This window comes from Christiangramia fulva (genome assembly GCF_003024155.1).
Classification (GTDB): Bacteria; Bacteroidota; Bacteroidia; order Flavobacteriales; family Flavobacteriaceae; genus Christiangramia; species Christiangramia fulva.
Map to the genome: position 1 here is coordinate 1,768,942 of NZ_CP028136.1, position 25,746 is coordinate 1,794,687.

22 protein-coding genes, 1 tRNA gene and 1 pseudogene are annotated in these 25,746 nt (G+C 41.4%); 7 read left to right on the forward strand and 17 right to left on the reverse strand.

What is annotated here, in order from left to right; translation table 11 throughout:
- Positions 1 to 12: 12 nt before the first annotated feature.
- Positions 13 to 1,074, forward strand: a complete 1,062-nt coding sequence (locus tag C7S20_RS08175) for an NAD(P)/FAD-dependent oxidoreductase (RefSeq protein ID WP_107012025.1) — start codon at positions 13 to 15, stop codon at positions 1,072 to 1,074.
- An 81-nt stretch (positions 1,075 to 1,155) separates the two neighbouring features.
- Positions 1,156 to 1,494, forward strand: coding sequence for a 2Fe-2S iron-sulfur cluster-binding protein (locus tag C7S20_RS08180; RefSeq protein ID WP_107012026.1), 339 nt, complete (start codon positions 1,156 to 1,158; stop codon positions 1,492 to 1,494).
- A gap of 36 nt (positions 1,495 to 1,530) precedes the next feature.
- On the opposite strand, the gene C7S20_RS08185 is transcribed toward C7S20_RS08180, so the two are convergent.
- From C7S20_RS08185 to rplM, 7 genes are all read right to left on the reverse strand, one after another.
- Positions 1,531 to 2,316: a DUF3050 domain-containing protein gene (locus C7S20_RS08185; RefSeq protein ID WP_193510801.1), complete on the reverse strand. Its 786-nt coding sequence runs from the start codon at positions 2,314 to 2,316 to the stop codon at positions 1,531 to 1,533.
- A gap of 177 nt (positions 2,317 to 2,493) precedes the next feature.
- Positions 2,494 to 3,669: an acyl-CoA dehydrogenase family protein gene (locus C7S20_RS08190; protein ID WP_107014150.1), complete on the reverse strand. Its 1,176-nt coding sequence runs from the start codon at positions 3,667 to 3,669 to the stop codon at positions 2,494 to 2,496.
- Between the two features lie 445 nt (positions 3,670 to 4,114).
- Positions 4,115 to 4,837 carry a tRNA1(Val) (adenine(37)-N6)-methyltransferase gene (locus tag C7S20_RS08195; protein WP_107012028.1) on the reverse strand — a complete coding sequence of 241 codons (723 nt, stop codon included), beginning with the start codon at positions 4,835 to 4,837 and terminating at the stop codon, positions 4,115 to 4,117.
- 150 nt (positions 4,838 to 4,987) lie between these two features.
- The gene (tsf, locus tag C7S20_RS08200) at positions 4,988 to 5,812 is read right to left on the reverse strand and encodes a translation elongation factor Ts (protein ID WP_107012029.1); all 825 of its coding nucleotides are present in this window, start codon (positions 5,810 to 5,812) and stop codon (positions 4,988 to 4,990) included.
- 90 nt (positions 5,813 to 5,902) lie between these two features.
- The gene (gene rpsB / locus C7S20_RS08205) at positions 5,903 to 6,805 is read right to left on the reverse strand and encodes a 30S ribosomal protein S2 (RefSeq protein ID WP_107012030.1); all 903 of its coding nucleotides are present in this window, start codon (positions 6,803 to 6,805) and stop codon (positions 5,903 to 5,905) included.
- 160 nt (positions 6,806 to 6,965) lie between these two features.
- Entirely contained in the window at positions 6,966 to 7,352 is a 387-nt protein-coding gene (gene rpsI / locus C7S20_RS08210; protein WP_107012031.1) for a 30S ribosomal protein S9, read from the reverse strand.
- Positions 7,352 to 7,807, reverse strand: a complete 456-nt coding sequence (gene rplM, locus C7S20_RS08215; RefSeq protein ID WP_107014151.1) for a 50S ribosomal protein L13 — start codon at positions 7,805 to 7,807, stop codon at positions 7,352 to 7,354. Before rplM ends, rpsI begins: the two co-directional genes overlap by 1 nt.
- 331 nt (positions 7,808 to 8,138) lie before the next feature.
- Here rplM and C7S20_RS08220 point away from each other — a divergent pair, with 331 nt between their 5' ends.
- Positions 8,139 to 8,696, forward strand: a complete 558-nt coding sequence (locus C7S20_RS08220; RefSeq protein ID WP_159039900.1) for a DUF5004 domain-containing protein — start codon at positions 8,139 to 8,141, stop codon at positions 8,694 to 8,696.
- A 120-nt stretch (positions 8,697 to 8,816) separates the two neighbouring features.
- On the opposite strand, the gene polA is transcribed toward C7S20_RS08220, so the two are convergent.
- The 3 genes from polA to C7S20_RS08235 form a co-directional block, all read right to left on the reverse strand.
- The gene (polA, locus tag C7S20_RS08225; protein ID WP_107012033.1) at positions 8,817 to 11,642 is read right to left on the reverse strand and encodes a DNA polymerase I; all 2,826 of its coding nucleotides are present in this window, start codon (positions 11,640 to 11,642) and stop codon (positions 8,817 to 8,819) included.
- A 395-nt stretch (positions 11,643 to 12,037) separates the two neighbouring features.
- On the reverse strand, positions 12,038 to 12,388 hold the full coding sequence (locus C7S20_RS08230; RefSeq protein ID WP_107012034.1) for a DUF2200 domain-containing protein: 351 nt from the start codon (positions 12,386 to 12,388) through the stop codon (positions 12,038 to 12,040).
- 10 nt (positions 12,389 to 12,398) lie between these two features.
- The gene (locus tag C7S20_RS08235; protein WP_107012035.1) at positions 12,399 to 13,376 is read right to left on the reverse strand and encodes an isoaspartyl peptidase/L-asparaginase family protein; all 978 of its coding nucleotides are present in this window, start codon (positions 13,374 to 13,376) and stop codon (positions 12,399 to 12,401) included.
- Positions 13,377 to 13,450: 74 nt separating this feature from the next.
- Here C7S20_RS08235 and C7S20_RS08240 point away from each other — a divergent pair, with 74 nt between their 5' ends.
- The 3 genes from C7S20_RS08240 (at position 13,451) to C7S20_RS08250 (ending at position 15,823) form a co-directional block, all read left to right on the forward strand.
- Complete coding sequence (locus C7S20_RS08240; RefSeq protein ID WP_107012036.1) at positions 13,451 to 14,173, forward strand: copper homeostasis protein CutC; 723 nt, start codon at positions 13,451 to 13,453, stop codon at positions 14,171 to 14,173.
- 51 nt (positions 14,174 to 14,224) lie between these two features.
- Positions 14,225 to 15,451, forward strand: a complete 1,227-nt coding sequence (locus tag C7S20_RS08245) for a metallophosphoesterase (RefSeq protein ID WP_107012037.1) — start codon at positions 14,225 to 14,227, stop codon at positions 15,449 to 15,451.
- Positions 15,452 to 15,526: 75 nt separating this feature from the next.
- Positions 15,527 to 15,823: a thioredoxin family protein gene (locus C7S20_RS08250; protein ID WP_107012038.1), complete on the forward strand. Its 297-nt coding sequence runs from the start codon at positions 15,527 to 15,529 to the stop codon at positions 15,821 to 15,823.
- On the opposite strand, the gene C7S20_RS08255 is transcribed toward C7S20_RS08250, so the two are convergent.
- Both C7S20_RS08255 and C7S20_RS08260 read right to left on the reverse strand, forming a co-directional pair.
- On the reverse strand, positions 15,807 to 16,616 hold the full coding sequence (locus C7S20_RS08255; protein WP_107012039.1) for a polysaccharide deacetylase family protein: 810 nt from the start codon (positions 16,614 to 16,616) through the stop codon (positions 15,807 to 15,809). The two genes, C7S20_RS08250 and C7S20_RS08255, sit on opposite strands and share 17 nt — an antisense overlap.
- 22 nt (positions 16,617 to 16,638) lie before the next feature.
- Positions 16,639 to 19,929: a glycosyltransferase family 117 protein gene (locus tag C7S20_RS08260; RefSeq protein ID WP_107012040.1), complete on the reverse strand. Its 3,291-nt coding sequence runs from the start codon at positions 19,927 to 19,929 to the stop codon at positions 16,639 to 16,641.
- 197 nt (positions 19,930 to 20,126) lie between these two features.
- Between C7S20_RS08260 and C7S20_RS08265 the strand changes: the two genes are divergently transcribed.
- Positions 20,127 to 20,199: transfer RNA gene (locus C7S20_RS08265), tRNA-Gln, on the forward strand.
- 227 nt (positions 20,200 to 20,426) lie between these two features.
- Here the strand turns inward: C7S20_RS08265 and C7S20_RS19750 are convergent.
- The 5 genes and pseudogenes from C7S20_RS19750 to C7S20_RS08285 all read right to left on the reverse strand — a co-directional run.
- A pseudogene (locus tag C7S20_RS19750) lies at positions 20,427 to 21,320 on the reverse strand (ISAon1 family transposase); the annotation flags it as partial.
- Between the two features lie 55 nt (positions 21,321 to 21,375).
- Positions 21,376 to 21,762, reverse strand: a complete 387-nt coding sequence (locus C7S20_RS19755; RefSeq protein ID WP_227009133.1) for an ISAon1 family transposase N-terminal region protein — start codon at positions 21,760 to 21,762, stop codon at positions 21,376 to 21,378.
- A 585-nt stretch (positions 21,763 to 22,347) separates the two neighbouring features.
- Positions 22,348 to 23,625 carry an acetyl-CoA hydrolase/transferase family protein gene (locus C7S20_RS08275; RefSeq protein WP_107012041.1) on the reverse strand — a complete coding sequence of 426 codons (1,278 nt, stop codon included), beginning with the start codon at positions 23,623 to 23,625 and terminating at the stop codon, positions 22,348 to 22,350.
- A 134-nt stretch (positions 23,626 to 23,759) separates the two neighbouring features.
- Positions 23,760 to 24,335 carry a YceI family protein gene (locus C7S20_RS08280; RefSeq protein WP_107012042.1) on the reverse strand — a complete coding sequence of 192 codons (576 nt, stop codon included), beginning with the start codon at positions 24,333 to 24,335 and terminating at the stop codon, positions 23,760 to 23,762.
- Between the two features lie 129 nt (positions 24,336 to 24,464).
- The gene (locus C7S20_RS08285; RefSeq protein ID WP_107012043.1) at positions 24,465 to 25,727 is read right to left on the reverse strand and encodes a hypothetical protein; all 1,263 of its coding nucleotides are present in this window, start codon (positions 25,725 to 25,727) and stop codon (positions 24,465 to 24,467) included.
- Positions 25,728 to 25,746: the final 19 nt, after the last annotated feature.

The window sequence follows — 25,746 nt, forward strand, 5'->3', positions numbered from 1 at the left end:
AAAAAATTGCGTATGATCAAAACCGATATACTAATCATTGGAGCGGGCCCGACAGGGCTTTTCGCCGTTTTTGAAGCGGGACTGCTCAAAATGAAATGTCACCTTATCGATGCTCTTCCGCAACCCGGCGGGCAGTGTTCAGAAATCTATCCGAAGAAACCAATTTATGATATTCCCGGATTTCCCGAGGTGATGGCCGGGGAGCTGGTAGATAATCTCATGGAGCAGATCACTCCTTTCGAACCTGGATTCACTCTTGGGGAAAGGGCAGAAAATATTGAAAAGCAAAAAGATGGAAGTTTTATAGTTACTACCAATAAGGGAACAAAGCATCAGGCGCCGGTTGTAGTTATTGCCGGCGGACTTGGTAGTTTTGAGCCGAGAAAACCCCCGATCAAAGGCATTCAGAAATATGAAGAAAAAGGGATTTCTTATTTCATCAAAGATCCGGAAATATACCGTGATAAAAAGGTCGTGATCGCCGGGGGAGGTGATTCGGCTCTTGACTGGAGTATCTTTTTAGCCGATGTTACTAAAGAGGTTTCCCTGGTGCACCGTCGTAAAGATTTTCGTGGCGCGCTGGATTCTGTTGAAAAAGTCGAAGAACTTTCAAAACTCGGAAAAATCAACCTTATTACCGATGCTGAAGTGGTAGATCTGAAAGGTAAAGAAAAACTGGAATCGGTATTGATACGCCATAAGGATGAAGCACGCGGCGAGGAGTTAAAAACCACCGATTATTTTATTCCCTTATTCGGACTTTCGCCTAAACTTGGGCCGATCGCCAACTGGGGACTGGAGATCGAGAAAAATGCCATAAAAGTCGATAATTCTTATGATTATCAAACCAATATTCCTGGCATTTATGCCATTGGCGATGTGAATACCTACAAGGGAAAACTTAAGCTCATCCTTTGCGGTTTCCATGAAGCTGCCATTATGTGCCAGAGCGCATACCAGCGTATAAATCCTGATAAGAAGTACGTGATGAAATACACTACTGTGAGTGGTGTCAATGGTTTTGACGGAAGTAAAAAAGAAGCAAAAAGAGAAGTAATAAAAAGTATAAATTAATTTTGACCTGTCACCTCGAGTGGAGTCGAGAGGTAAGCACTCGGAAGTCAAGGTGGCTCGGTTTGATATTTATTAAGAAAAATGTCTGACGTAAAAATTACAATTATTGATCGTGAAGGGGAAGCCCATACCATAGATGCCCCAACCGATATGAATATGAATTTAATGGAAGTGATCCGCTCCTATGAACTTGCTCCCGAAGGCACAATTGGGATTTGTGGCGGAATGGCGATGTGCGCTTCCTGCCAGTGCTATATGCTGAATTTAGAGCATATGCTTCCGGAGAAAAGTATCGAAGAGGAAGATATGCTGGATCAGGCATTTTTCGTGGAAGATAATTCAAGGCTCAGCTGCCAGATTCCAATCACTCATGAGCTGGATGGACTTGAAATAAGAATAGCTCCTGTTTCTGAAGAATAGGAGGCTGAGAAATCAATGATCTTCTGAAATTGATTTTTATACCGTATGAACTTTAGTTTCTTTTTCGATCTCTGCTTCAATTCCATTCCAAAGGTCCAGCCTGCTCTTTAAGACCATTTCGGCCGTATTCTTAGCGGAAGCACATTTATCAAGATCCCTTCCGCAGAGCTCTTCGACCATTTTAAATGCTGGGGTGTCATTTTTATTTCCATGCAGTTCCAAATGCCTGTCGAAATAATATTTTAAAAGGCCAAAGTCTTCCTCCGGAAAATTTTTCTGTACATTTTCAATTATCGAAGGAAATTGCGGTGAAATTATTCCCTCCCGGCCAAAAGTAAAGGCAGCAGCAATCTTATGAGGTTCATGGCTGTAAACAACATCAAAGGTATTTTTTAGAAACTGTTTGATGCTGACAGGTAATTTGCTGGCTGCAATGATCAGGAAGATATCTGTTCCGTGATTTACCTGAAGCAGAAAATCTTCAATTTTTTGCTTTTTTGCTCCGGCATCAGCCATTGCATCCAGGTACATTTCGAAATGACTCTGGCGTTTCCCCAATTTATTGATGTCGGTTTCTTCCGCAAGAACCATTTTGTTTATGAGATACCTCAATTCAGCATTTCCCAAAGGTAACCAGGGGCTGGTAGTTTTGGTTAGCAACTCCTGCAGTGCGGTGAGCAGGGACATAAAATCCCAAACCGCGAAAACGTGGTGCTCCATAAATATCTGGAGCTGTTTTGGAGTTTCTATTTTTTGATATAACGGATGTTCAATTAATTTTTTTGTAAGAGGTTCTAAACTGGCGTTTAACTCTTTGATCATAATCAATTCTGCTTTTTTGCAAAGGTAAAGGCTGAGAAAGAGAAAGGAAAATTACAGGCCGACTTTAAGGCTCGTTTAAAGCAGTAGCTGAGTCTTTTGCGTGAATAAAATAAAAAAAGAAAGGCAAATCTAGGAAAGACTTGCCTCTTAGTTTAAATAATAATAGTTAGCCCAGTCTTAAAAAGCTGAATGTCCTGTAATGTCAAGACCTGTGATCAACAGGTGGATGTCATGGGTTCCCTCGTAGGTGATCACGCTCTCCAGGTTCATCATATGGCGCATGATACTGTATTCACCGGTGATTCCCATTCCACCTAGAACCTGTCGTGCCTCACGGGCAATTTTGATCGCCATTTCAACATTATTCCTTTTCGCCATAGAAATTTGAGCTGAAGTTGCTTTTCCTTCATTTCTAAGGGTACCCAGTCTCCAGGCCAGAAGTTGGGCTTTGGTGATCTCGGTGATCATTTCGGCCAGTTTCTTTTGCTGAAGCTGTTTAGAAGCTATTGGTACTCCAAATTGTTCTCTTTCCTTAGCATATCTTAATGCCGTATCATAGCAGTCCATGGCTGCACCTATTGCGCCCCAGGCAATTCCATATCTTGCAGAATCCAAGCATCCAAGCGGAGCTCCAAGTCCCGATTTTCCAGGCATCAGATTCTCCTTTGGGACTTTTACATTGTCAAAGATCAATTCGCCGGTAGCGCTTGCCCGCAAAGACCATTTATTGTGAGTTTCAGGTGTGGAAAATCCATCCATTCCGCGTTCCACGATGAGTCCGTGAATTCTGCCTTCTTCATTTTTCGCCCAAACGATGGCGATATCGGCAAACGGTGAATTGGAGATCCACATTTTGGCGCCATTTAGCAGATAATGATCTCCTTTATCTTTAAAATTAGTGGTCATTCCGGCAGGATTCGATCCATGATCGGGTTCGGTCAGGCCGAAACAACCAATTAGTTCCCCGGTAGCCAGTTTTGGTAAAAATTTCTTTTTTTGTTCTTCGGTTCCATATTTGAAAATAGGATACATCACCAGAGAAGATTGTACTGAAGCGGTAGAACGAATCCCGCTGTCGCCGCGCTCGATCTCCTGCATAATGAGTCCGTACGAGATCTGATCGAGTCCGGCGCCGCCATATTCTTCAGGAATATAAGGCCCGAAAGCACCAATTTCGGCTAATCCTTTAATGAGTTGTTTTGGAAATTCGGCTTTTTGAGCAGCCTCTTCAATGATGGGAGAAACTTCGCGTTTTACAAATTCCCGGGTCGCGTCGCGAACCATTTTATGTTCATCGCTAAGCAGTTCATCCAGATTGTAATAATCGGGTGACTGGAATTGATCTGGTTTCATTTGTGTAGTGTTTCTAACAAATGTAACCAAGTCTTTTTTGGGAAACAATCTTTTTATTTTTTCTCTTTTTTCGTCATGCTGAACTTGTTTCAGCATCTATTTTTAATAATAATCGAAGTAATAGGTGATGGATTTAGAGCGACGAATTCATAGTTTTATTAAATTATCTCTATTTTTCTTTTTTCCATCGATGAAAAAAGAAACAAAAAAATATAGTCTTCAGTTTCTTGTTCACCCATTACGCCTCGAAATCGAAAAGAATTGAACTCGGCCTTCATGCTTTCGGCCTCAAACAGCAATTCTTTTTAACCGATTTCTCGCCTATGGGGTCCCGAAGTCGAAACTGAGGACATTTGGTTTTTAAATTACGTCATGCTGAACTTGTTTCAGCATCTTTAAGACCCTGAAACACGTTCAGGGTGATGGATATTATAAGATGAGAGACTTATAACTTCAAATAAAAATCCTTAACGAGTGCTTTGTATTTTTCGGTGTAATTGTGTCGTGAGATCTCTATGATGAGCTCATCAATTTCAGTTTCTGTTTTTCCAGAATGAAAACTGATGAGGCTCCTTTTGACAGGAGTGTCTTCCGTGCCTTTTATTCGTGTTATTTTCCGCGGAAATAAACCGAAATTTTTGGCAATCTGAACCGCTTTTTCTTCTTCTGAATATGGAATAATAATATCAAAATTTCCATTTTCGGAAAGCAGGAGGGAAGCGCCTTCGATCAATTCGGTTAAAGGAAGGGCATCGGCAAATCTTGCCTTGTCGCGATGATCGTTACCAGATTTATAGTCTTCAGAATGGAAAGGCGGATTGGAAATTATAAGATCATATTTTTCTTCATCCTGCATTTCTTCGACAAACTCATCAAAACCGGCGTGATAACAAAAAAGTCGGTCACCCCAGTCGGAGGCTTCAAAATTCTCAACCGCCTGTTCGTAAGCGTTTTCTTCAATTTCCAGCGCATCGATCTGGAAAGCTTCGGAGCGTTGGGCAAGCATCAGTGCAATTATTCCTGTACCGGCACCAATATCGAGAATAGTTTCAGGAGAATGTTCTAAAGAGGTCCAGGCACCAAGTAAAACTCCATCGGTGCCGATCTTCATGGCACAGCGATCTTGGTTAATCGTGAATTGTTTGAATTTAAAAGGCTTTTGGGACATTTTCCGTTTGATTCGTGATTGGTTGTCATTTCGAACGCATGTGAGAAATCTCACATTTCGACTCCGCTCAATGTGACATTTTAACGAATGCTCAAAAATAAAAAGAGGTCCTGAAATCAAGACCTCTTTTTAAAAAATATTATAGAAAGCTTATCCTAAAGCTACTCTTTCAAATCCTACGACCTCAAGATTGCCGTTCACAGATTTTACATATTCTGAAACGCTTTGCTTGCTGTCTTTAATATACGATTGATGAACCAGCGTGTTGTCTTTGAAGAAACGCTGAAGTTTTCCCTGAGCGATCTTGTCAAGCATATTCTCTGGCTTGCCTTCTTCACGAAGCTGATCTTTCGCGATCTCGATCTCTTTATCAATAGTTCCCTGGTCAACCCCTTCTTCGTTCAAAGCAACGGGATTCATAGCTGCAGCCTGCATAGAAACGTTTTTCGCAACCTCATCGGCACCATCTACGTTTGCGCTAAGACCTGTAAGAACAGCGATCTTATTACCAGCGTGAATATAAGAACCTACGAAAGGAGCCTGAAGGGTTTTGAAAGCACCGATCTCGATCTTTTCACCTATAACACCGGTTTGTTCAGTAAGTTTTTCCTGAACGCTAATTCCTTTATAGTCGGCAGCTAAAAGCTCTTCTTTGGTGTTATAATCAAGAGCAAGTTCTGCAAGGCTCTGTGCAAGGGCAACGAAATCGTCATTTTTAGCAACAAAATCGGTTTCACAGTTCAAAGAAATGATCACTCCTTTTGTGTTGTCATCATTTACCTTTGCGATTGCAGCACCTTCAGATGATTCTCTGTCGGCTCTCTTTGCAGCAACTTTCTGACCTTTTTTACGAAGCAGTTCGATTGCCTGATCAAAGTCACCATCAGCTTCTACCAGTGCTTTTTTACAATCCATCATACCTGCACCGGTAGCTTTTCTTAATTTATTTACTTCAGCGGCGGTTATCTTAGCCATAATAGTGTTTTTTTATTTTAAAAAAGTCGTTTAGAAACTCGCTGTAAAGAAAGGAACTAAACGACTTTTAGAAATTATCAAAATGTTATTTTATTCTTCTTCGTCGTTTGAAGATTTAGCTTTTTCAAGAGTTTCCTGCTTGGACTCAAGCTTCACATCCTTCTTGGCTTCTTTCATAGCCTTTTTATCCTGCTTGTCGGTTGAAGGGGCTTCAGCTTTTTCCTTTTTAGCTTTCTTGGGAGCTTTTTCTCCTTTTTCTTCTTTGGAAACTTTCTCTTCTTTCTTCTTGTCTTCTTTCTTGGTTTTTCTTTCAGAAAGACCTTCTACGATAGAATCGGAAACATAAGAAACAACTTTGCTGATAGATTTCGAAGCATCGTCGTTAGATGGAATTACGTAATCAACCTGACGTGGGTCTGAATTCGTATCAACCATCGCAAAAATTGGAATGTTTAATTTTTGAGCTTCTTTTACGGCGATGTGTTCACGGGTGATATCAACCACGAACAATGCACCTGGAAGTCTGGACATATCAGAGATCGAACCAAGGTTCTTTTCAAGCTTGGCTCTTAGACGATCTACCTGAAGGCGTTCTTTTTTAGACAGGGTGTTGTATGTGCCATCTTTCTTCATCCTATCTATAGAAGCCATTTTCTTAACGGCTTTACGAATAGTGACAAAGTTGGTCAACATACCACCTGGCCAACGCTCGGTAATGTAGGGCATGTTTGCTTTTTCAGCCTGCTCGGCTACGATTTCTTTTGCCTGTTTTTTAGTGGCTACGAAAAGGATCTTACGGCCACTGGCTGCGATTTTGCTAAGGGCCTCACCGGCATCCTGCATTTTGGCAGCACTTTTATAAAGGTTGATGATGTGAATCCCGTTACGCTCCATGTAGATATAAGGCGCCATATTCGGGTTCCATCGTCTTGTTAGGTGTCCAAAGTGTACACCAGCATCAAGTAATTCTTTTACTTCTACTTTGTTTGCCATTTTTGTAATAGTTTACGTTCTGTTGAGATAGCAACAACCAGGTGGCTACTTTTCAGTATGGCCCTGATCGTTTAGATGCTAAACTAACTCCGCCCTGGGCGGATAACAACAAAAAATTAATTTTTTAATGAACTTCCCGGAAACCAATCCGGTAATAATATTAACGTTTAGAGAACTGAAATTTCTTACGGGCTTTCTTCTGTCCGTATTTCTTACGTTCTACCATACGTGGGTCTCTGGTAAGAAGACCTTCGGGCTTAAGAGTACCACGATTTTCTTCATCTAACTCTACCATCGCTCTGGAAAGAGCCAAACGGATCGCTTCAGCCTGACCTGTGATACCACCACCATAAACATTTACTTTGACATCAAAGTTTTTATCGTTTCCGGTAAGGTTTAGGGGCTGATTTACTTTGTAAAGAAGCGGTCCTGTAGTGAAGTAATCGTTAAGGTCTTTCTTGTTAACGGTGATGTTTCCTTTTCCTTCTGAAACATACACACGGGCCACAGCTGTTTTTCTACGGCCAATTTTGTGAATTACCTCCATTACTTAACGTCGTTTAAGTTAATAGTTTTAGGTTTTTGAGCTTCATGATCATGTTCTGCTCCGGCATAAACCTTTAAATTTCTGAATAGGTCTGCTCCAAGTTTATTTTTTGGAAGCATTCCTTTAACGGCTGATTCAACAAGTCTCTCAGGACTTTTATTGAAAAGCTCTCTTGCTGTCAGACTTCTTTGACCACCTGGGTGACCGGTATAACGGATGTATTCTTTAGCATCCCATTTTTTACCGGAAAGATTTACTCCCAATGCGTTGATAACAACAACATTGTCTCCGCAGTCAACATGTGGTGTGAAATTAGGCTTGTGCTTACCTCTAAGTAGAAAAGCTACTCTGGAAGCGAGACGACCTAAATTCTGTCCTTCAGCATCTACCAAAACCCATTCTTTGGTCCTGGTGGCCTTATTAGCCGATACTGTTTTGTAACTTAATGTGTCCACACTAATTGATTTTACTGTAATTATTAAACATTCCAATCCCGTTTACCCGTAACTCAATCGGGAAAACAGGGGTGCAAATGTACAATTATAAATTCATATTGCAAATAAGGCTTAAATAATTTTCTTCATTCAAAGCGACTGATTTTCAGTGAGATTATGTACAGTCATTTTTCGGCTTCAATTCGCACTCCCGTGAAGAGTATACGCTGGACGCATTCCCTGTAATAATCGATAAAAAGTATTTTTCAATCGATTAAAGGCAATTAAAGTGTTAATAAAGTCATAAAAAAATGATCTTGTGCTCTATATTTGTCGCCCCAAATTTATGAAAATGAAGAAGATATTTTTTAGCCTTGCTATTTTTTCAATGATGCTCCAGTCCTGTTCTAAAGAAACAATGAGTGAGCAGAATGATATGCTGAAAGTAAGTAATCTTACCACCGTTACTTCCAACGACCTACTTGGCAGTTGGGATTTGTCAAAAATGACTGCAGATACTCTTGTAGATCTTAACGATGACGGATCAGCCAGTACAAATTTACTGAGTGAAACCTCATGTTTTAACAATATGGATATAACATTTAACAGCGACGGCACGTTTATTTCTACGAATGCTACCATGAGCTTTGAGTCTGGTACTGAAGCTAATAAGTTTTCCTGTATGGGAGATAGGATAGATCAGGGTGACTGGGAGGTGAGGAATGATAGCCTAATAATGACCCTTTTGATCAATAATGTGACCTATATACATAAAAAAGCGATAGAACTGGGAAGTAATACTTTTGGTTTTGAGGTTTCTAAATTAGAATCTAACCTGTATGTGAACGATCCGGGAAATACCCAGGCCTCCGAAATAAGAATTTTAGCGCTGGAATATACCAAACGTTAATTCAGCCTAATTGTAGTTTTTAGTGTTAGTTGGAAAACCCCGCAGGGAAACTGTGGGGTTTTTTCTGAAATTTTCTGAATTAAAAAAATTGCTCACCGTTTATTGATAATTGCCCATCGATCAATGAGCTTCCAGCCAGTTTGCGCCTACTCCAAGATCAACTTCTAATGGGACTTTCAGTTTATAGGCATTTTCCATTTCAGATTTGATCATTTCCTTCACTTTTTCAAGTTCCGATTTATGAGCGTCGAAAACCAGTTCATCATGTACCTGAAGTAACATTTTGGTCTTGTAGTTTTCCTTTTTCAGTTTTTTATGAATATTGATCATTGCCAGCTTGATAATGTCGGCGGCACTCCCCTGGATTGGAGCGTTTACCGCGTTCCTTTCTGCAGCACCACGTACCACGGCATTTCGGGAATTGATATCTTTTAAATAACGCCTTCTGCCAAGAACCGTAGAAACATAACCGTGCTCGCGCGCGAATTGTACCTGATCGCTGATGAAATTGCTTAGTTGTGGATAGGTTTTATAATAAGTGTCAATTAATTCCTTCGCCTCGCTGCGTGAAAGATTGGTTTGATTGCTCAAGCCAAAAGCGGAAACCCCATAAATGATCCCGAAATTCACGGTTTTGGCGTTGCTTCTTTGTTCGCGGGTTACCTCTTCAATAGGCACTCCAAAAACTTTCGCCGCGGTCGACGCGTGAATGTCTTCACCTTCCTCAAAAGCCCTGATCATATTCTCTTCTTCGCTTAAAGCCGCTATGATGCGCAGTTCGATCTGTGAATAATCGGCTGCGAGTAAAAGATAATTTTCATCCCGTGGAACAAAGGCTTTACGAACCTGTCTTCCTCTTTCTGTTCTGATAGGAATATTCTGAAGGTTCGGATTGTTCGAGCTCAATCTTCCGGTAGCCGCTATCGTCTGTACATAATCGGTATGCACACGACCGGTAGTTTTTTCAACCTGAGATGGCAAGGCATCTACATAGGTATTCTGAAGTTTTACGAGTCCGCGGTAATCCAGCACCTGCTGAATGATCTCGTGTTTGGGCGCGAGAGCCGAAAGCACATCTTCACTGGTAGAATACTGCCCCGTTTTGGTTTTTTTCGGTTTTTTAACCAGCTCGAGCTTTTCAAAAAGAATGATTCCCAATTGCTTTGGAGAGCTGATCAGGAATTCTTCGCCCGCTGCTTTATAAATGTTTTCTTCCAGTTGCTTGATATCAGATGTCAGCGCTGCGGAAAGGGATTTCAGAAATTCTTCATCCAGATTGATGCCTTCCAGCTCCATATCAGCAAGAACCTTTACCAGGGGAATCTCAATTTCATTAAAGAGTTTCCGTGTTTCGGCCTCTTCGAGTTCCTTTTCAAAAAAATTCTTCAACTGTAAGGTCACATCGGCATCTTCAGCAGCATATTCGGTTTGCTGAAGCAGCGGAATTTCCCGCATGCTCGCCTGATTTTTTCCTTTTTTGCCTAACAAATCCGTCAGGGAAATGGGAGTGTAATTCAAATAGGTTTCCGCCAGCACGTCCATATTGTGCCTCATATCCGGATTGATAAGATAATGGGCGATCATGGTGTCGAAAAGCGGACCTTTAACTTCTACATTATATTTATCGAGTACTTCAATATCATATTTGAGGTTTTGACCGATCTTTTGAATTTTTTCATTTTCGAAAAATGGCCTTAACTCGTCAATTAGTTTCTGCGCTGCTTCGCGTTCTTCAGGAAAGGAAAGATAAAAGCCCTTGCCGGTATCCCATGAAAAAGCAATGCCCACAAGTTCGGCCTGCAACGGATTCAAACTGGTAGTTTCGGTATCAAAGCAAACACTGGTTTGTAGCATTAGTTTTTCTAGAAACAGCTTTTTTGCCAGGTCGGTTTTTATCAACTGATAAACATGCGGAACATCCTGCAAGGTTTTCCTGGAACTGGTTCGTTCAATTTCCTGGCCTTCCTCGCCAAAAAGAGAGAACTGCCCGGCGCCGGCCATTTGCGCATTCTGTTTCGCAGAAGGTGAATTGGTCACTTGCGTGTGTGAAGAATCATCTTCGCCGCTGAACAATTTTATAAACTGGTCTTTTAGTCTTCTAAATTCCAGTTCCTCGAAGATCTCCTGAACTTTCTCGGCATCTGGCATGGAAAGTTCAAAATCCTCGGCATGAAATTTCACATCACAATTGGTAAAAATAGTCGCCAGTTTTCGGGACATTCTTGCCTGTTCAGCATTTTCGATCACCTTCTCCTTCATTTTGCCCTTAAGATCATCGGTATTACTGAGCAAACCTTCCAGACTTCCGTATTTTTTGAGGAATTTTTTGGCTGTTTTGTCACCCACGCCCGGAATTCCCGGAATATTATCCACGGCATCGCCCATCATTCCAAGATAATCGATCACCTGGTCGGGAGTTTCTACCTCGAATTTCTTCTGGACTTCCGGAATTCCCCAGATCTCGATCCCATTTCCCATCCTGGCGGGACGGTACATAAAGATATTTTCAGAAACCAGCTGCGCAAAATCTTTATCGGGAGTCACCATATAAACCTTGTAGCCTTCCTCTTCGGCCTGTTTGGAAAGCGTTCCGATAAGGTCATCGGCTTCCATTCCCGACTGTTCCAGCACAGGGATATGCATGGCGCGAAGAATATCCTGGATTATCGGAATGGCTTCCCGAATAGGTTCCGGTGTTTCGTCGCGATGTGCCTTATAATCGGTAAACATTTCGGTGCGCGCCTCACTGCCATCCTTATCGAAACAAACCGCCAAATGATCGGGTTTTTCCCTTCTTATCACATCGAAAAGCGAATTGGTAAATCCCATGATCGCCGAGGTATTAAAACCTTTGGAATTGATCCGCGGGTTCTTTATAAAAGCGTAATATCCCCTGAAAATAAGAGCGTAAGCGTCGAGTAAGAAAAGGCGTTTTTGTTCAGCCATTGTTGATCTTTAAAATGATTTCTGGTAATTATTCAAAACTACAAAGATTAAGTCAGTCTTCCTTATGAATATATTCAAATAGGAGAATTATGTCTCGGCTCTGCCAAGATTATACAGATAACTTTTAAAAATTATCTGCAGTACTTTAGTGCATTAATGGCTAAGATAATTTTGATAAAGTGACAAATACTGATGTCACATTGAGCGAAGTCGAAATGTGACTTTTAGTTTATCCGGAAAGAAAAAATTTTTTTAAAATGGCTTCGACTACGCTCAGCCCGACATTTTGGATTCATAGCTTGCCCCAAAGTTGAAATAGAAAATAGAAAGTTTTTGGCGCGAATTCCCGAATATTTATCAGAGAAATGCCTAAAGATTATTAGTGCATTGGTTTGCTAACTCCTTAAAATATTTTCCATTTTCTTTCCTCTGGCCAGTTCATCGATCAGCTTGTCCAGATACCTTATCTTTTGCATTAGCGGATCTTCAATATCTTCAACCCTGTAGCCACAGATCACCCCTTTTATTTTTGAGACATTAGGATTGATCTGTGGTGCCTTAGCGAAGAAAGTTTCGAAATCGGTTTTCTGCTCAAGGTGATTTTCCAATGAATTTTGATCATAGCCGGTTAGCCACCGAAAGATTGTATCAACTTCTTCTTTGGTGCGGCCTTTCTTTTCGGCTTTATTGATATAGTGCGGATATACACTGGCGACCGGCATACTGAAAATGCGATGTTTCTCCATAACGAACAATTTAATCCCTCAGGAAAGAATCACTTTTGGTGTTGGTACTTTCCCCTTTATAATATTTCGCATAGCTAAAGCCGCCATGAATACAATACGAGCCAATATCTCCCTGCTTGTTCATCGCGATAAAACCAACCTGGAAATCATTGTAATTTGAATTCTTGCCAACGATCCTTTTTACGGCTTCCTCGCAGGCCTGCTGAGGTGATTTTCCCTGCCGCATAAGTTCTACCACAAGAAAAGAACCCACACTTTTCATCACTGCTTCACCCATCCCCGTGGCAGTGGCCCCGCCAATTTCATTGTCAACAAACAGGCCTGCCCCGATAATTGGTGAATCTCCAACGCGGCCGTTCATTTTATAGGCAAGTCCCGAGGTTGTACAGGCTCCGGCCATATCGCCGTTCTCATCGAGACAAAGCATGCCAATGGTATCATGGTTTTCGATATTGATAATGGGTTTATACTCTTTTTCTTTTAACCACTCTTTCCAGGCTTTTTCAGATTCTTTTGTGAGCAGGTCTTTCTTCTCAAATCCGTTCTGAAGTGCAAACTGCAATGCACCTTCACCCACGAGCATCACATGCGGGGTCTCTTCCATGACCTTTCGGGCCACCGATACCGGATGCGCAATGTGTTTCAGGTAAGCCACAGAACCGGCGTTTCCTTCAGGATTCATGATACATGCGTCCAGGGTGACATTCCCATCGCGATCGGGCGCGCCGCCATCGCCAACGGTGGTATTTTTAAGATTTGATTCTTCCACCCGAACGCCCTGTTCCACTGCATCGAGAGCTGAAGTTCCCTGGTATAAAAGTTCGCCTGCTTTTCTGGTGGCGTTTTGAAAGTTCCATGTAGCCACTGCCACCGGATAATTTTTTGTCATATAAGAAGGTTTGAATAACGGATTAGCCATGATCCTTGAAGCGGCAGTGATGCCAAGCCCTGCGGCGCCTGCAGTTTTAATAAAATTTCGTCGTTTCATAATATTTGGCTCTTGCCCAAAGAAGTTATAGTATTTTAGTACTGAGAAATTGTTGAAAATTAAATATAACAAAAATGCTTGTAGAAGTTTGTGCAAATTCTCTGGAATCGGCTATAAACGCTGAAAAAGCCGGAGCCGATCGCATTGAATTATGTTCTGAACTGGGAGTGGGCGGGATCACTCCTTCCTATGGTCTTCTTCAGCAGGTGATGGAAGAAGTTACAATTCCGGTTCATGTGCTTATCAGGCCTCGTAGTGGTGATTTTAGCTATTCTGAGGCAGAATTTCGGGTGATGCTGAAGGATATAGAATTCTGTAAAAGCATAGGTGTAAAAGGAATTGTTTCCGGCGCCTTAAAACCTGATTTTAGCCTTGATAAACAGAAGACGTCCACCTTAATAAAGACTTCGGAAGGTATGCATTTCACATTTCACCGGGCTTTCGACTGGTTGAAAGATCCTCTCGAAAGCTTTAAAATCATCCAGGATTTGGGGGCTGATCATTTACTAACTTCCGGTCAGCAGCCAAAAGCCATAGAAGGTATTGATTTGCTGAAACAGCTTTTGAAAGTTTCAGATTCCTGTAAGATCATGCCCGGCGGCGGTGTGAATTCAGAAAATATAGAATCGTTTAAAAATGCCGGATTTGAGGAGATACATTTTTCGGGAACGATTTTTTATAAAACACTGCCGCAGCTTCCGAAGATCTCGATGAATTCAGAAAAATTTCTGAAAGAAGATCACAAAGCGATCAGCGATGTAAGGATCATCAGGGAAATGATACAAAAGCTTAAGTAAGTTAGGAGCCCTAATTTTCAAACTCTTATCTTCGTTAAAAAATTGCTTTACATGCGCTGGATCATTTTAGTTGCCCTTTATCTTATTGTGGATATTTATAGTTATCAGGCGGTCAGAAGCTTTTCCAGGAACTGGGTCGTAGCCGCGATTTATTTCCTTCTATCGGTTATTGTTGTTGGGAACCTGATCTACCAGTTCAATCAACCCGCTCCCAGCGGGACTTTTTCAGGCGGAAGAGGATATGCGATCGGAATATTCCTCGCCTTCTTTGTTTCAAAAATTGTGGTTTCAGTAATGATGCTCGGGGAAGATGTGGTGCGTCTTCCGCTCGCCGGTATTCAGAATTTTTTTGGTTCTTCCGATAATTTCAGTGTTCCTTCACGAAGAAAATTCATCAGCACGCTGGCTCTGGGCATCGCGGCGATTCCGTTTGCGGGATTCCTATACGGAATGTTCAAAGGCCGATATAATTTCAGGGTGCTGAAATATACGCTTCATTTTGACGATCTGCCAGATGCCTTCGATGGCTATAGAATCACGCAGATCAGCGATATTCACAGCGGAAGTTTCGATCATAAGGAAAAGATCAAATATGGAGTAAATCTCATTCAGGAGCAGCAAAGCGATGTGATCTTTTTTACCGGGGACCTGGTGAACAATATGGCTTCTGAAATGGAAGATTGGAAGCATATGTTTTCAGATTTGAAAGCCAGGCACGGCGTGTATTCTATCCTTGGAAATCATGATTATGGGGATTATCATGACTGGCCGAGTGCTGAAGCGAAAAGGGAGAATCTAAAAAGGCTTAAGCAGACGCATGCCGAAATGGGCTGGGACCTGTTGCTGAACGAGCATCGGTACATTGAAAAAGAAGGTGAGAGAATTGCACTTGTAGGAGTTGAAAACTGGGGCGCAGGCGGATTCAAAAAAGCCGGCGATCTTAAAAAAGCCGGTGAAAATGTAAAAGACGAGGAATTCAAAATCTTGCTGAGCCACGATCCGTCTCACTGGAATGAAGAGGTAAAAAGCTTTGATAAAAAATACCATCTTACCCTTAGCGGGCACACGCACGGAATGCAATTCGGCATCGAGATTCCCGGCTGGTTCAAATGGAGTCCCATTCAATACCGTTATAAACAGTGGGCCGGGATCTATGAAGAAGCCGGTAGGTTTATCAATGTGAACAGGGGCTTTGGTTTTCTCGCATATCCGGGGCGTGTGGGTATCTGGCCTGAAATAAGTGTTATTGAACTGAAAAAAGGCCCAAAACCCGCATAATTGCAAGAAATTATTATATTTGATTTAGCAGGTGAAAAGCGTTCTCTTTAAGGCCTGAAAATTAATTCGTGAGTTATGTCAAAATTTGGTGAATTAGTAGACCTTGACATCCCGGTACTCCTGGATTTCTACACTGAATGGAATGATGCTTCCAAAGCCATGCATCCGGTGCTTCGCGATGTAGCGGCGGCTATGGGCGATAAGGCCAAGGTGATCAAGATAGATGTTGATAAGAATTCGCAGCTGGCCGAAGCGCTTCGAGTTAAAGGTCTGCCAACCCTGATGATCTACAAATCGGGTGAAATGAAATGGCGGCATAGCGGTGAGCAGGATGCCAATACCCTCATCGGATTGCTTAAAGAACATCTCTAAGACTGCGAAACTGATAGCCTTTTTCAGAATAATATTTTAAAATATCGGGCAGGATCTTTTGAAGGTTCGGAAATGCCTTTTCGCTATCGTGAAAAACGATCGTACTTCCTGCTTCGGCGTTATCCACCACATTATCGAAACATTGTGAAGCCGAAAATTCCGGTTCATAATCACCGCTAACCACATCCCACATCACAATTTTAAAACCCTTTTTTACCAGTTTCGAGGCCTGTGAATTTTTGATACGGCCGTAGGGAGGGCGGAATAGCTTATAGTTCGGTGTTAGGAGTTCAGCCCTTCGACTCCGCTCAGGGTGACAACTGTAGTGTTCAGAGTTTGCCCTTCGACTTTCCAGGTTGGGAGTTCGGAGTTCGGAGTTTGCCCTTCGACTTTTCGAGTTCAGAGTTAAGAGTTCAGAGTTAAGAGTTTTTTTTCTCTTTTCCTCATAGACTAGTTGATTGATGAGATTTTCGGCTTTGAGCGTATTTTCTATATAGTCTGAATCGCTGGTTTTCCAGCCCTTGATATGGTTGAAGGTATGATTGCCCACGACGTGTCCATTAGCCAAAACTTCCCGGAAAACATCCGGATGTTTTTTTACATTATCGCCAATGCAGAAAAAAGTAGCTTTCGCATCATATTTTGCCAGCAGATCCAGAACCCAGGGAGTGACTTCCGGTACCGGGCCATCATCAAAAGTGAGATATATAGAATTCTCTGAAGAAATTTTTGAAACCCTGTGCGGATACAGAAGTCTAAGAATAGACGGGTATTTCGCCCGGAAAAGTTTCATATAACAAAAATCCTTTTTTTAATTACTGGTCAACAGAATCTATTGATAAAGTGTCAATTCCCGTGCCAACATCCAGGCCTTTCATTAATTCCTGTTCAGGAGCTTTTGTTTCATAATCTTCATCTTCCCGATAGAAATTTCGGAACAACTTCAGATAGCTGTTGAATTTTTCGGCTTTTTTCTCTACCGTTTCACGATCTTCATATTGTGCCAGCATATCGATTAATCCTCGATATCTTTCCATGTCGGTAATGATCTCATCAGCATAGCTGTATTGCCTTTCAGCATCCCAATTGCTGTAGAATTCGAGGTTTTCCTGATATTTTTTAGCAACTTTCTCCCAAAGATCCAGGGCTTTTTTGTCTTCATTTATTTCGTAATAGCCCCGAATAAAAGGTTCCAGCAGGGTGTAATATTCATAATATTCAACCGGCATCTGCTTCATTCCCATATCCAGAATTTCTTTTGCTTTTAAGGTGTCTCCCTCACTGATAAGTTTTTCAGTGAGCCTAGCCAGGTTACTGCGATAGGTAATGGAATTCTTACGGGTTTCCGGGTCGTGATAGATTTCTGAAGATCCCATATTTCCCCAGTCCCAGTTTTTTACAATATTGTACATTTTTTCAGCATCAATACGACCCATATCAAAAGGATTTCTTTTGTCTACCGGTGTTTTTATGGGAACCAGTTCATAGGCCATTCCGTCGAGCTGCAAATAATCTTTCATCCACAGGTAATCTTCATCGCCAAAACTTCCGCCTGTAAAATATATAGGTCGTTTCCAGTGGTTGTTGGCAATGATATCCAGCATTAGCAAACGGTTTTTATAAAGCACCTGGCCATCTATCGTAATATCTATATGGTCTACAATTTTATCGGCATTTTTTGGCGCAACAATTCCATTCTCAAGAACGGTCTCTTTATCCACGGGAATGCGAACGTGACGTGAAGGATATGTGTTGATCATGGAACCGCTTTGCAGCTCGGCTTTGGTACGAGGATCATCATTTTGAATATAATTCAGCCAGGTATTGATAGGAATCGTATCAGTGGTAATCTCCTTAAGGAAAATAGCATCATTCTTACCATGATAGAAATCTGCAGATAATTGAGAGGGAACGGGCTCGCTTTCAAAAGCCTGCCTTTTCATCTGATCAATATACCAGTCGGTTGCCAGAAGGCTGGTATTAATAATACGTACATCGGTACGATATTTTTCTACCTGTTGGACGTACCAGAGTGCAAAAGTGTCATTATCGCCAATGGTAAAAATGATCCCGTTCTTATCAACCGAATCGAGGTACATTTTAGCCATGGTAAAAGCGGTATCGCGATTGGAGCGATCGTGATCGTCCCAATTTTCCGAAGCCATCAATATCGGCACACAAAGCAGGCAAACTACTGTTATTGCGGGGGCAAGTATTTTGGGTTTCAGGTAGGCCTTTAATTTGTCAAAAAGCGCATATACACCCATCCCGATCCAGATGGCGAACACGTAAAAAGATCCCACTAATGCGTAATCTCTTTCCCGCGGTTCAAAGGGGCGTTCATTCAGATAAATTTTCAACGCGATTCCCGTAAACAGGAAGAATACGAGCAGGACCCAGAAATTCTTCCGGTCCCTTTTCAGATGAAAAACAAATCCAATAAGGCCTAATATCAGCGGAAGGAAATAATAGGTGTTTCTGGCTTTGTTATTCAGCATATCTGAAGTCAGATCTTCCTGTGAACCAAGGTGCATTTCGTCTATAAACTTAATGCCGCTGAGCCAGTTTCCGTGCAAATCGCCATATTTACCCTGGATATCGTCCTGGCGGCCCACAAAATTCCATAGAAAATAACGCCAGTACATATAACCTATCTGGTATTCGAGCAAGTAGGAAATATTATCGGCGAAACTGGGTTTTTCAACAATGAGGTAATCGCTGAATTGTCTGAGAAAATTATGGTAGTCGGACAAGTCTCTTTCTCCCCGCGCAAACTGCTGTTTAAATTGATTTACCGCCTGCACCAGCCGTTGTTCATCCTGATATTCGGGTTTAATCTTAAAATCCAGCGGACCGGTAAATTTCATATAATTCACCGCATGCTCGGTACTCCACATACGCGGAAGGATAGCTTTATGACGATCATCCAGATTTTGCCGTGCATTTTTATAATCATTGATGATCACATATTTTCCTAATTCTTTATTCTTTTCATAATTAGGTTTTGCATCCAAATATGGATTATCAGGGTCCAGTCCCGAATACATTTCCGTCCATTGCGGGCCATAAAACAGGTGCGTTTCACCGTACTGTTCACGGTTGTAATAAGCCAGGAGTTCCCTTGCATTATCAGGACTGTTCTCATTGATGATCGTGGGGGCATTACTTCTAATAGGAAGCATTGTCCAGCTGGAGAAACCTATAAGAACGAACAGAATGCAAAGCAGCAGCGTGTTGTACTTGTAATAATTATGTTTTCGGGTATAGTTTATTCCGAAATAGAAAATGGCAATGATCACCAGTAGGGCAACAATGGTGCCCGTGTTAAAAGGCATTCCAAGGCTATTGGTGAAGAAAAGTTCTGAAGCCGCAAAAAAGGTAAGCGTGTAGGGAAGGAGCAGTTTAAAAATGAACATTAAAACCGCGACCACCACAATATTGGCCACTATAAAATTCTTAACCGTGACTTTTTTATAGTTTTTAAAGAAATACAGAAAACCGATGGCAGGAAGGGTCAGCAAAACCATAAAATGCACCCCGAAAGAAAGTCCTATAATGAAGGATATCAAAATTATCCACCTGTTGCCGCGAGGCTTGAACATATCCCGTTCCCATAGCAGTCCCAGGTAAAAACAGATCGCCATCAAACAGGTTGCCGAGGCATATACTTCGGCTTCCACGGCATTGAACCAGAAACTATCGGTAAAAGTAAAAGCCAGTGATCCAACAAGGGCGCTTCCCAGAACGGCCATTTTTTTTCCCGGACTCAGTTTTTCTGCCGGACCGGTCATCTTCCTGACCAACAGGGTGATCGACCAGAACATAAATAAAATCGCAAAGGCACTGGCCAGGCCACTCATGAAATTGATCATATGTGCGATCTCACCCTTGTTGGGTGCAAAGGTTGAGAAAAAGGCTCCGAGCATTTGATATAGCGGAGCTCCCGGAGGATGTCCTACTTCAAGATTTGCCGAGGTGGCTATATATTCTCCGGCATCCCAAAAGCTTGCCGTTGGTTCGAGGGTAAGAGTATAGGTAGTCAGTGCGATAACAAATACCAGCCATCCCAGTATTTTGTTCCACCTGCTAAAATTAAAATCGGTCATAGATTAGAAATTCCACTAGAGTGGCGAATTTAATAATAAAATGCTGAACGCGTTACAAACGGAATAGAAAAGGATTTATTTTTAAAAATTCAGAAAATGAAGAAGCGGGTTTTTAAGAGCTAAAAATTATTCAAAATCTATAGAAAAAGTTTGTGTAGAATAAACTTTGTTTTAAATTTGCATCCGCATTTAAGCATTGGCCTATGGTGTAACTGGCAACACGTCTGGTTTTGGTCCAGAAGAGTCTAGGTTCGAGCCCTAGTAGGCCAACTGAAATGAAAAACCCCGAACGAGAGTTCGGGGTTTTGTTTTACACAAAATCGTTAGGGCGAGAAGTTTATCCTGAGCCAGTCGAAGGAAGCCCTAGTAGGCCAACAAAGTGCAGAAAGCCTGAACGAAAGTTCGGGCTTTTTTATTTCGGGAATTTTGGAATAATAGTGGATCAAGAACATTTTCTGGGTTTTGACTTTTTAAGCAAATAGTTTTTCAAGCCGATATTAGAAGAAATCTGTCTTTCTTACTCCTCTTAATTGTGCTCTAAAAGCTTTGATTTTGGCATTAAATGATTCTGCAGAGGCGTTGGTGCTGCGGTTTGTAAAATAGTTTAGGATGGAGTGGTAATTTAGATAGATGCTATTTGCGACCGTATTGAAACTTTTAAAACCAGACTCTTCTACTTCTTTGTACCAATGAGCTAGTTTTGTAAAGGCTACCCCTTTGTCTTTTTTTTGATTGAAGATATTCCTGAGGTTGTTTACTAGCTTGTAAGCTTTCTCTATTTCAGGATATTGGATAAATAAAATAGCAGCTCTTTCTTTTTGACTATTGGTCCACTTGTCTGTTGATTTGTAGAGTAAATATCGGCTTCTGGCTAAGAGTTGCTTTCTGCTATCTCCGTTGGGAAGTAGTTTTGGTAGAAAGCCTTTACCTGTACCCTTTGCTTGCTTTATCTGCTCATTCTCCTGGTCAATGGCTTCCCACCGGTATTTAATCCGAAGTTCTTGCAATGCTTCTATGGCAAGTTTCTGGACGTGGAATCGATCTGTTACCTGGATAGCTTTAGGGAAACAGACCTTTGCGATGTGTTTCATGGAATGAGCCATGTCCAGGGTTATCTCCTGAACTTTATTCCGGATAGAGGATGGAAGTTTAAGGAGCCTGTCAATAATTGGCTCTGCACGGGTTCCTTTGAAGATGCCTACCAAAGCTCCTTTCTTTCCCTTAGCTGCTTTATTGGTGATTATCGTATAGAGTTCCCCCTGAGATAAAGCAGTCTCGTCAATAGAAAGAAAAGGCCCCATGTTCTGAGGGTATAGGAGCCAATCCCTGGCGTGAGATTTTTGCTCCCATTCTTGGTACTTGCTTAGGTGATTTTTGTACTGACGTTGGAGCTTTTTACCTGAAACTCCGAAGAATCCGCCGACTTGGTTACTGCTAAGAGGTGTATTATCGGTCGCCTTCTTTTAAAAAATCAGCGAACTCTTTTGAAAGACGAGTACCCTGTGCAATAAAATCTCCCCAACTGCGGTTTACTTTGATCCACTTCCCATCTACTAGAACATCCCAGCGTCTTCGCTTCAAGCTTAGACTCACCAAATTGTCCCGAATCGGATAATCATCAATTATCCGGGGCTCCATAAAGCCACTAGCTTTGTAATGGTGATTTTTATAAGTTTCAGGTATTTCCTTTTTCTCTTCCAAATAAATGGTAAGGCGATTAACATATAGAGGATCTTTAATTGGCTTTTTATCAAATCCAACAACATTAAAAAACATTAGCAATCCTTCAGGAAGGAATAGCTTTAGTAGGGATAGATCAGTCTCTTTGTTCATGCGGAAATTTATCTGCAAAGAAACTTCTTTTTCACTTTAGACCCAACTTTTGAGATTGATCCATAATAGTATTGAGTATTGAGTAGTTAGTCGTTAGAAGGGAGTCAAATTATTTTTAGAACGAACAGTCCAACAATCTAAAAATCCAGAAATCCAGTAATCTAAAGGCTGACACTTGCTAATTCCAGTTTCTATTAGTTTGAAGGACTACTTAAAATATTACTATTAGTCTTTATTCCTTTAACCTTATTCATTTTTAATGGATTGCTTCAAAGCCGGCTCCATCACCAGATCACTACATCACTTCTTCACTACTTCACTTCTTCACTCTCTAAAAAAACTGCCTTTCCGGAAGAATCCAAAAAGGCAATTTAGCTGGTCCAGTTATTTCCCCTTAACCTGTAGAAGGACCAGAGTTTATTGGTGATACTCATATTGCTTATCACCTGGCTTATCATCAAATTATTCGAAAACGAAATAAAGTTTGCAAAAACGGCGGTATCAAACGCTGTAAATACTGGTGTAAAAGTACACTCGGCATTGCTTATGAAATATGATAAAAATCAGCTTTAATAGAATTTTGAATCAAATATTCAGTCTTTCAAAAGTTTGTTTTGATAGCTCTTCGCGATGATCGGGATGCGCAATGGAAATCAGGGCTTTCGCTCTTTGCTTCATATTTTTTCCGAAGAGATCCACGACGCCATATTCGGTGGCGATATAATGCACGTGAGCCCTGGTGGTGGTAACTCCGGCTCCTTCTTTAAGATAGGGAACGATTTTCGAGATCCCGTTTGCGGTGACTGAAGGCAGGGCGATAATGGCTTTTCCGCCTTCTGAAAGGGAAGCTCCGCGAATGAAATCCATTTGTCCGCCCACGCCGCTATACTGCAATTTTCCAATAGTATCGGCACAAACCTGTCCCGTGAGATCTATTTCAATTGCTGAATTGATCGCAGTGACTTTAGGATTTTGCCTAATGATCGAGGTATCGTTGGTATATGCGGCTTCTTTGAAATGCACCAGCGGATTATCATCTATAAAATTGTAGAGTTTAGGAGAACCCACGGCGAAACAGGTCACCAGTTTGCCTGTTTTTATTTCTTTTTCCTCGCCGGTGATCACTCCCTTTTCTATGAGTGGAAGCACACCATCTGAAAACATTTCGGTGTGTATCCCCAAACGTTTATGGTTTATAAGGTTTTCAAGCACCACATTTGGGATACCGCCAATTCCCATTTGAAGGGTGGCGCCGTCTTCCACGAGCTCAGCCACATGTTTACCAATCTTTTTTTCAATTTCGGATGGTTCGGAAACAGGTGCTGAAAGGATTGGCAGGTTTACTTCCATCGCCGCATCGATCTTGCTGATGTGGATGATACCATCACCATGCGTTCTTGGCACTTGCGGATTGATCTGTGCGATGATCTTTTTAGCATTCTGAATGGCGGGAATGGTAATATCTACTGAAACTCCCAAAGAACAAAATCCGTGTTTATCAGGTGGAGAGACCTGTATAAAAGCACAATCTAAGGGAAGGATATTTCTACGAAAAAGCTGATGAACCTCGCTGAGAAAAATCGGGATATAAGCGCCGTTAACCGAGTTGACCGCTTTTCTCACGTTGCTGCTTACAAAACAGCTGTTTACCTTAAAGGCTTTATTGTAAGGCGGAATAGTGTAGGTGGCAGAACCTTCGGTATGTATCTGGATGATCTCGACATTTTCAAGTTCCCGGTATCTTTCACATAATGCTTGGATGAGGTTGTTGGGCGTCATGGCCGCTCCCTGGAAGAAAACCCTGTCTCCAGATTTCACTTCACTCACCGCTTCGGCAGGTGATACTACTTTAAAATCTCTCATTTTAGTTCTTTTTCAGAAAAAAATTATGCTATGCTGAATCCTGTATAAGATTATTGCAGATCCCTTTTAAATTAAAAATCTCCTCAAGTCTTAAAAATAAAGACTACAAGGAGATTAAAAAATTTTATGGGGTATTATAAAATGTCTACGAGCGTTTGAAGGTTAAAATTAACCTCTATCATCTCGTTAACCTCAATCAGGCCAAGTGCTTTTACAGGAGGTTCAAGACCAAAATCACGAATGTTCATTTCAAACCTTCCGCTGTAGGTCTTTCCGTCAATTTTGACCGGAAGACTGTATTTGTTGCTCTGGCCGGCCATTTGTACAGTAATGTAGGCTTTGGCATAACTTTCAGATATAATTTTGATTCGATTGACAGAAATGACAATTTCAGGATATTTCTGCGCCTGCAGGAGATCCCAAAGATCATCATTCATTTTTCTATGTCCGCAGTCAAAACCTCTTGTTTCCAGGTGTAAGGCCAGAGATTTAAAATAAAGGTTATCTCCGTCAGTAGTAAACTCAAGATTTTTTGGTGCGCCAATAAGTTCAGTATTAAATCGGCAGTTGAATTTGTTCACGTTGGTACTTCCCGCGATCACAAGTTCGCTTTTAGGAGAGATCTTCACTATAGCCTTATCAAAATCTTTCTGAGCAGTAATACAGGTGCAGAAAATCACACTGAGTATTGAGGTTAAGAGAGTTTTCATGGCTTCAGATTTTGAATTTGTACCCGAACTTTTTGGGGTTTTCTGAATATTTCAGAAAAAGTTGTAATTTTCAAAGCTTGAAAGGAACCTGCCGGAGGATTATCGCGGCAGGTTCTGATCAACACCAACTTAGAAACTAATGGCAGCTTCTAGAGTAAAGCCTTTGAAGTTTCCTCCGGAATAGATACTACCGGCTGGATAATCATTATAATTCTGGTTAACATATTCAACTTTTGCAAGGATATTTTTGGTCATAAACCATCCTGCGCCCAGCTGGAATCTGTTTACTGAAACATCATTTATTAAAGGAGTACCTTCTGTTGGGGTCACAAGTTTACCATCTGCAGTATTGTAACGTGCTCCAATGTAAAGATCATCATCAGTTCCGAAACGGTATACAAGTTCTCCTGAATACTGGTTCCAATCCACATTGTCTGATCCTGAAGCTGATTCGAAGATTCCGAAGAATTCAAGTCCGCCATATTTCAGGAATGGGTTGATCATGAAAGAAGTAAGTTCAGTTCCAAATTCCGGGTTTACACGTCCGGCTCTAAAAGAACCTTCCATTACATTGTAATATCTTGTTCCTGCACGGTCACCGGCATAAAGATATTGAGTACCACCGTGTGCTCCCATTTGTCTTTGAGGAGATGAGAAAACAGAACCTGTAAGTCTGAATCTCAAACCTTCAGTAGCCTGGTTGTCATATCCCACTTTTGCAAGGAATGAAGGATCGGTATCAACATCTAAGGTAGACTGGTTTAGTTTACTGTTAGTGAATCCAACCATAGCAAACCAGGGTCCTCCAAAGTAGTACACCTCGGCACCAACTTCTGTAGTAAAGCTATCCATCAGGTAGTTACCAACAAATGGGTTGTATAAAGCCATCGCGTTGTCGGTTCTTCTAAAGTGGGCATCACCATAGTTGTTTTCCATGTGACCAATCTTGATTCTTAAGTGGTCCATAAGCCCTTCAGCAAATCCTTCGCTGATAAAGTCAAGCTTGTCAATTTGAATATAACCACCTTTTACATAGGCTTCATTATGGTGTTGAGAAGAAAGATAGGTTCTCAAGTGCATTCTCACACCGTCATAAAGGGCAACATCAAGGTCAAGGTTGGCAGTTGCCAGGTTAAAGTTTCCTTCAAGATCTGCAAGGTTATTCAGGTCGTTTTCGTGGCTTAGATCCTGGAACTGAATGGTGGAAGCGCCACCTACTCTTACATGTACGCCATCATAAGTACTTACGGTATCTTTGTTCGCTTCAAATTGATCGATACCGCGTTGGTCGGGATATCTAAAGTTTTGAAGATCACGTTGGTTTTGGGCAGCTAAAGGTAGGGCTGCCAGTGCTAGAAGCACGATCGTTACATATTTACTAATAGTTTTCATTTTGTTTAAATGTTTAGGT

Excerpts from the sequence above, each read along its gene's own strand:
- C7S20_RS08175 (WP_107012025.1), top strand. The coding sequence starts at position 13 with ATGATCAAAACCGATATACTAATCATTGGAGCGGGCCCGACAGGGCTT.
- C7S20_RS08255 (WP_107012039.1), bottom strand. The coding sequence starts at position 16,616 with ATGAAACTTTTCCGGGCGAAATACCCGTCTATTCTTAGACTTCTGTAT.
- C7S20_RS08240 (WP_107012036.1), top strand. The coding sequence starts at position 13,451 with ATGCTTGTAGAAGTTTGTGCAAATTCTCTGGAATCGGCTATAAACGCT.
- C7S20_RS19755 (WP_227009133.1), bottom strand. The coding sequence starts at position 21,762 with ATGAACAAAGAGACTGATCTATCCCTACTAAAGCTATTCCTTCCTGAA.
- C7S20_RS08230 (WP_107012034.1), bottom strand. The coding sequence starts at position 12,388 with ATGGAGAAACATCGCATTTTCAGTATGCCGGTCGCCAGTGTATATCCG.
- rpsB (WP_107012030.1), bottom strand. The coding sequence starts at position 6,805 with ATGGCAAACAAAGTAGAAGTAAAAGAATTACTTGATGCTGGTGTACAC.
- rpsI (WP_107012031.1), bottom strand. The coding sequence starts at position 7,352 with ATGGAGGTAATTCACAAAATTGGCCGTAGAAAAACAGCTGTGGCCCGT.
- C7S20_RS08190 (WP_107014150.1), bottom strand. The coding sequence starts at position 3,669 with ATGAAACCAGATCAATTCCAGTCACCCGATTATTACAATCTGGATGAA.
- C7S20_RS08280 (WP_107012042.1), bottom strand. The coding sequence starts at position 24,335 with ATGAAAACTCTCTTAACCTCAATACTCAGTGTGATTTTCTGCACCTGT.
- polA (WP_107012033.1), bottom strand. The coding sequence starts at position 11,642 with ATGGCTGAACAAAAACGCCTTTTCTTACTCGACGCTTACGCTCTTATT.
- C7S20_RS08185 (WP_193510801.1), bottom strand. The coding sequence starts at position 2,316 with ATGATCAAAGAGTTAAACGCCAGTTTAGAACCTCTTACAAAAAAATTA.
- C7S20_RS08195 (WP_107012028.1), bottom strand. The coding sequence starts at position 4,837 with ATGTCCCAAAAGCCTTTTAAATTCAAACAATTCACGATTAACCAAGAT.
- C7S20_RS08260 (WP_107012040.1), bottom strand. The coding sequence starts at position 19,929 with ATGACCGATTTTAATTTTAGCAGGTGGAACAAAATACTGGGATGGCTG.
- C7S20_RS08245 (WP_107012037.1), top strand. The coding sequence starts at position 14,225 with ATGCGCTGGATCATTTTAGTTGCCCTTTATCTTATTGTGGATATTTAT.
- C7S20_RS08250 (WP_107012038.1), top strand. The coding sequence starts at position 15,527 with ATGTCAAAATTTGGTGAATTAGTAGACCTTGACATCCCGGTACTCCTG.
- C7S20_RS08180 (WP_107012026.1), top strand. The coding sequence starts at position 1,156 with ATGTCTGACGTAAAAATTACAATTATTGATCGTGAAGGGGAAGCCCAT.
- C7S20_RS08235 (WP_107012035.1), bottom strand. The coding sequence starts at position 13,376 with ATGAAACGACGAAATTTTATTAAAACTGCAGGCGCCGCAGGGCTTGGC.
- tsf (WP_107012029.1), bottom strand. The coding sequence starts at position 5,812 with ATGGCTAAGATAACCGCCGCTGAAGTAAATAAATTAAGAAAAGCTACC.
- C7S20_RS08285 (WP_107012043.1), bottom strand. The coding sequence starts at position 25,727 with ATGAAAACTATTAGTAAATATGTAACGATCGTGCTTCTAGCACTGGCA.
- C7S20_RS08220 (WP_159039900.1), top strand. The coding sequence starts at position 8,139 with ATGAAGAAGATATTTTTTAGCCTTGCTATTTTTTCAATGATGCTCCAG.
- C7S20_RS08275 (WP_107012041.1), bottom strand. The coding sequence starts at position 23,625 with ATGAGAGATTTTAAAGTAGTATCACCTGCCGAAGCGGTGAGTGAAGTG.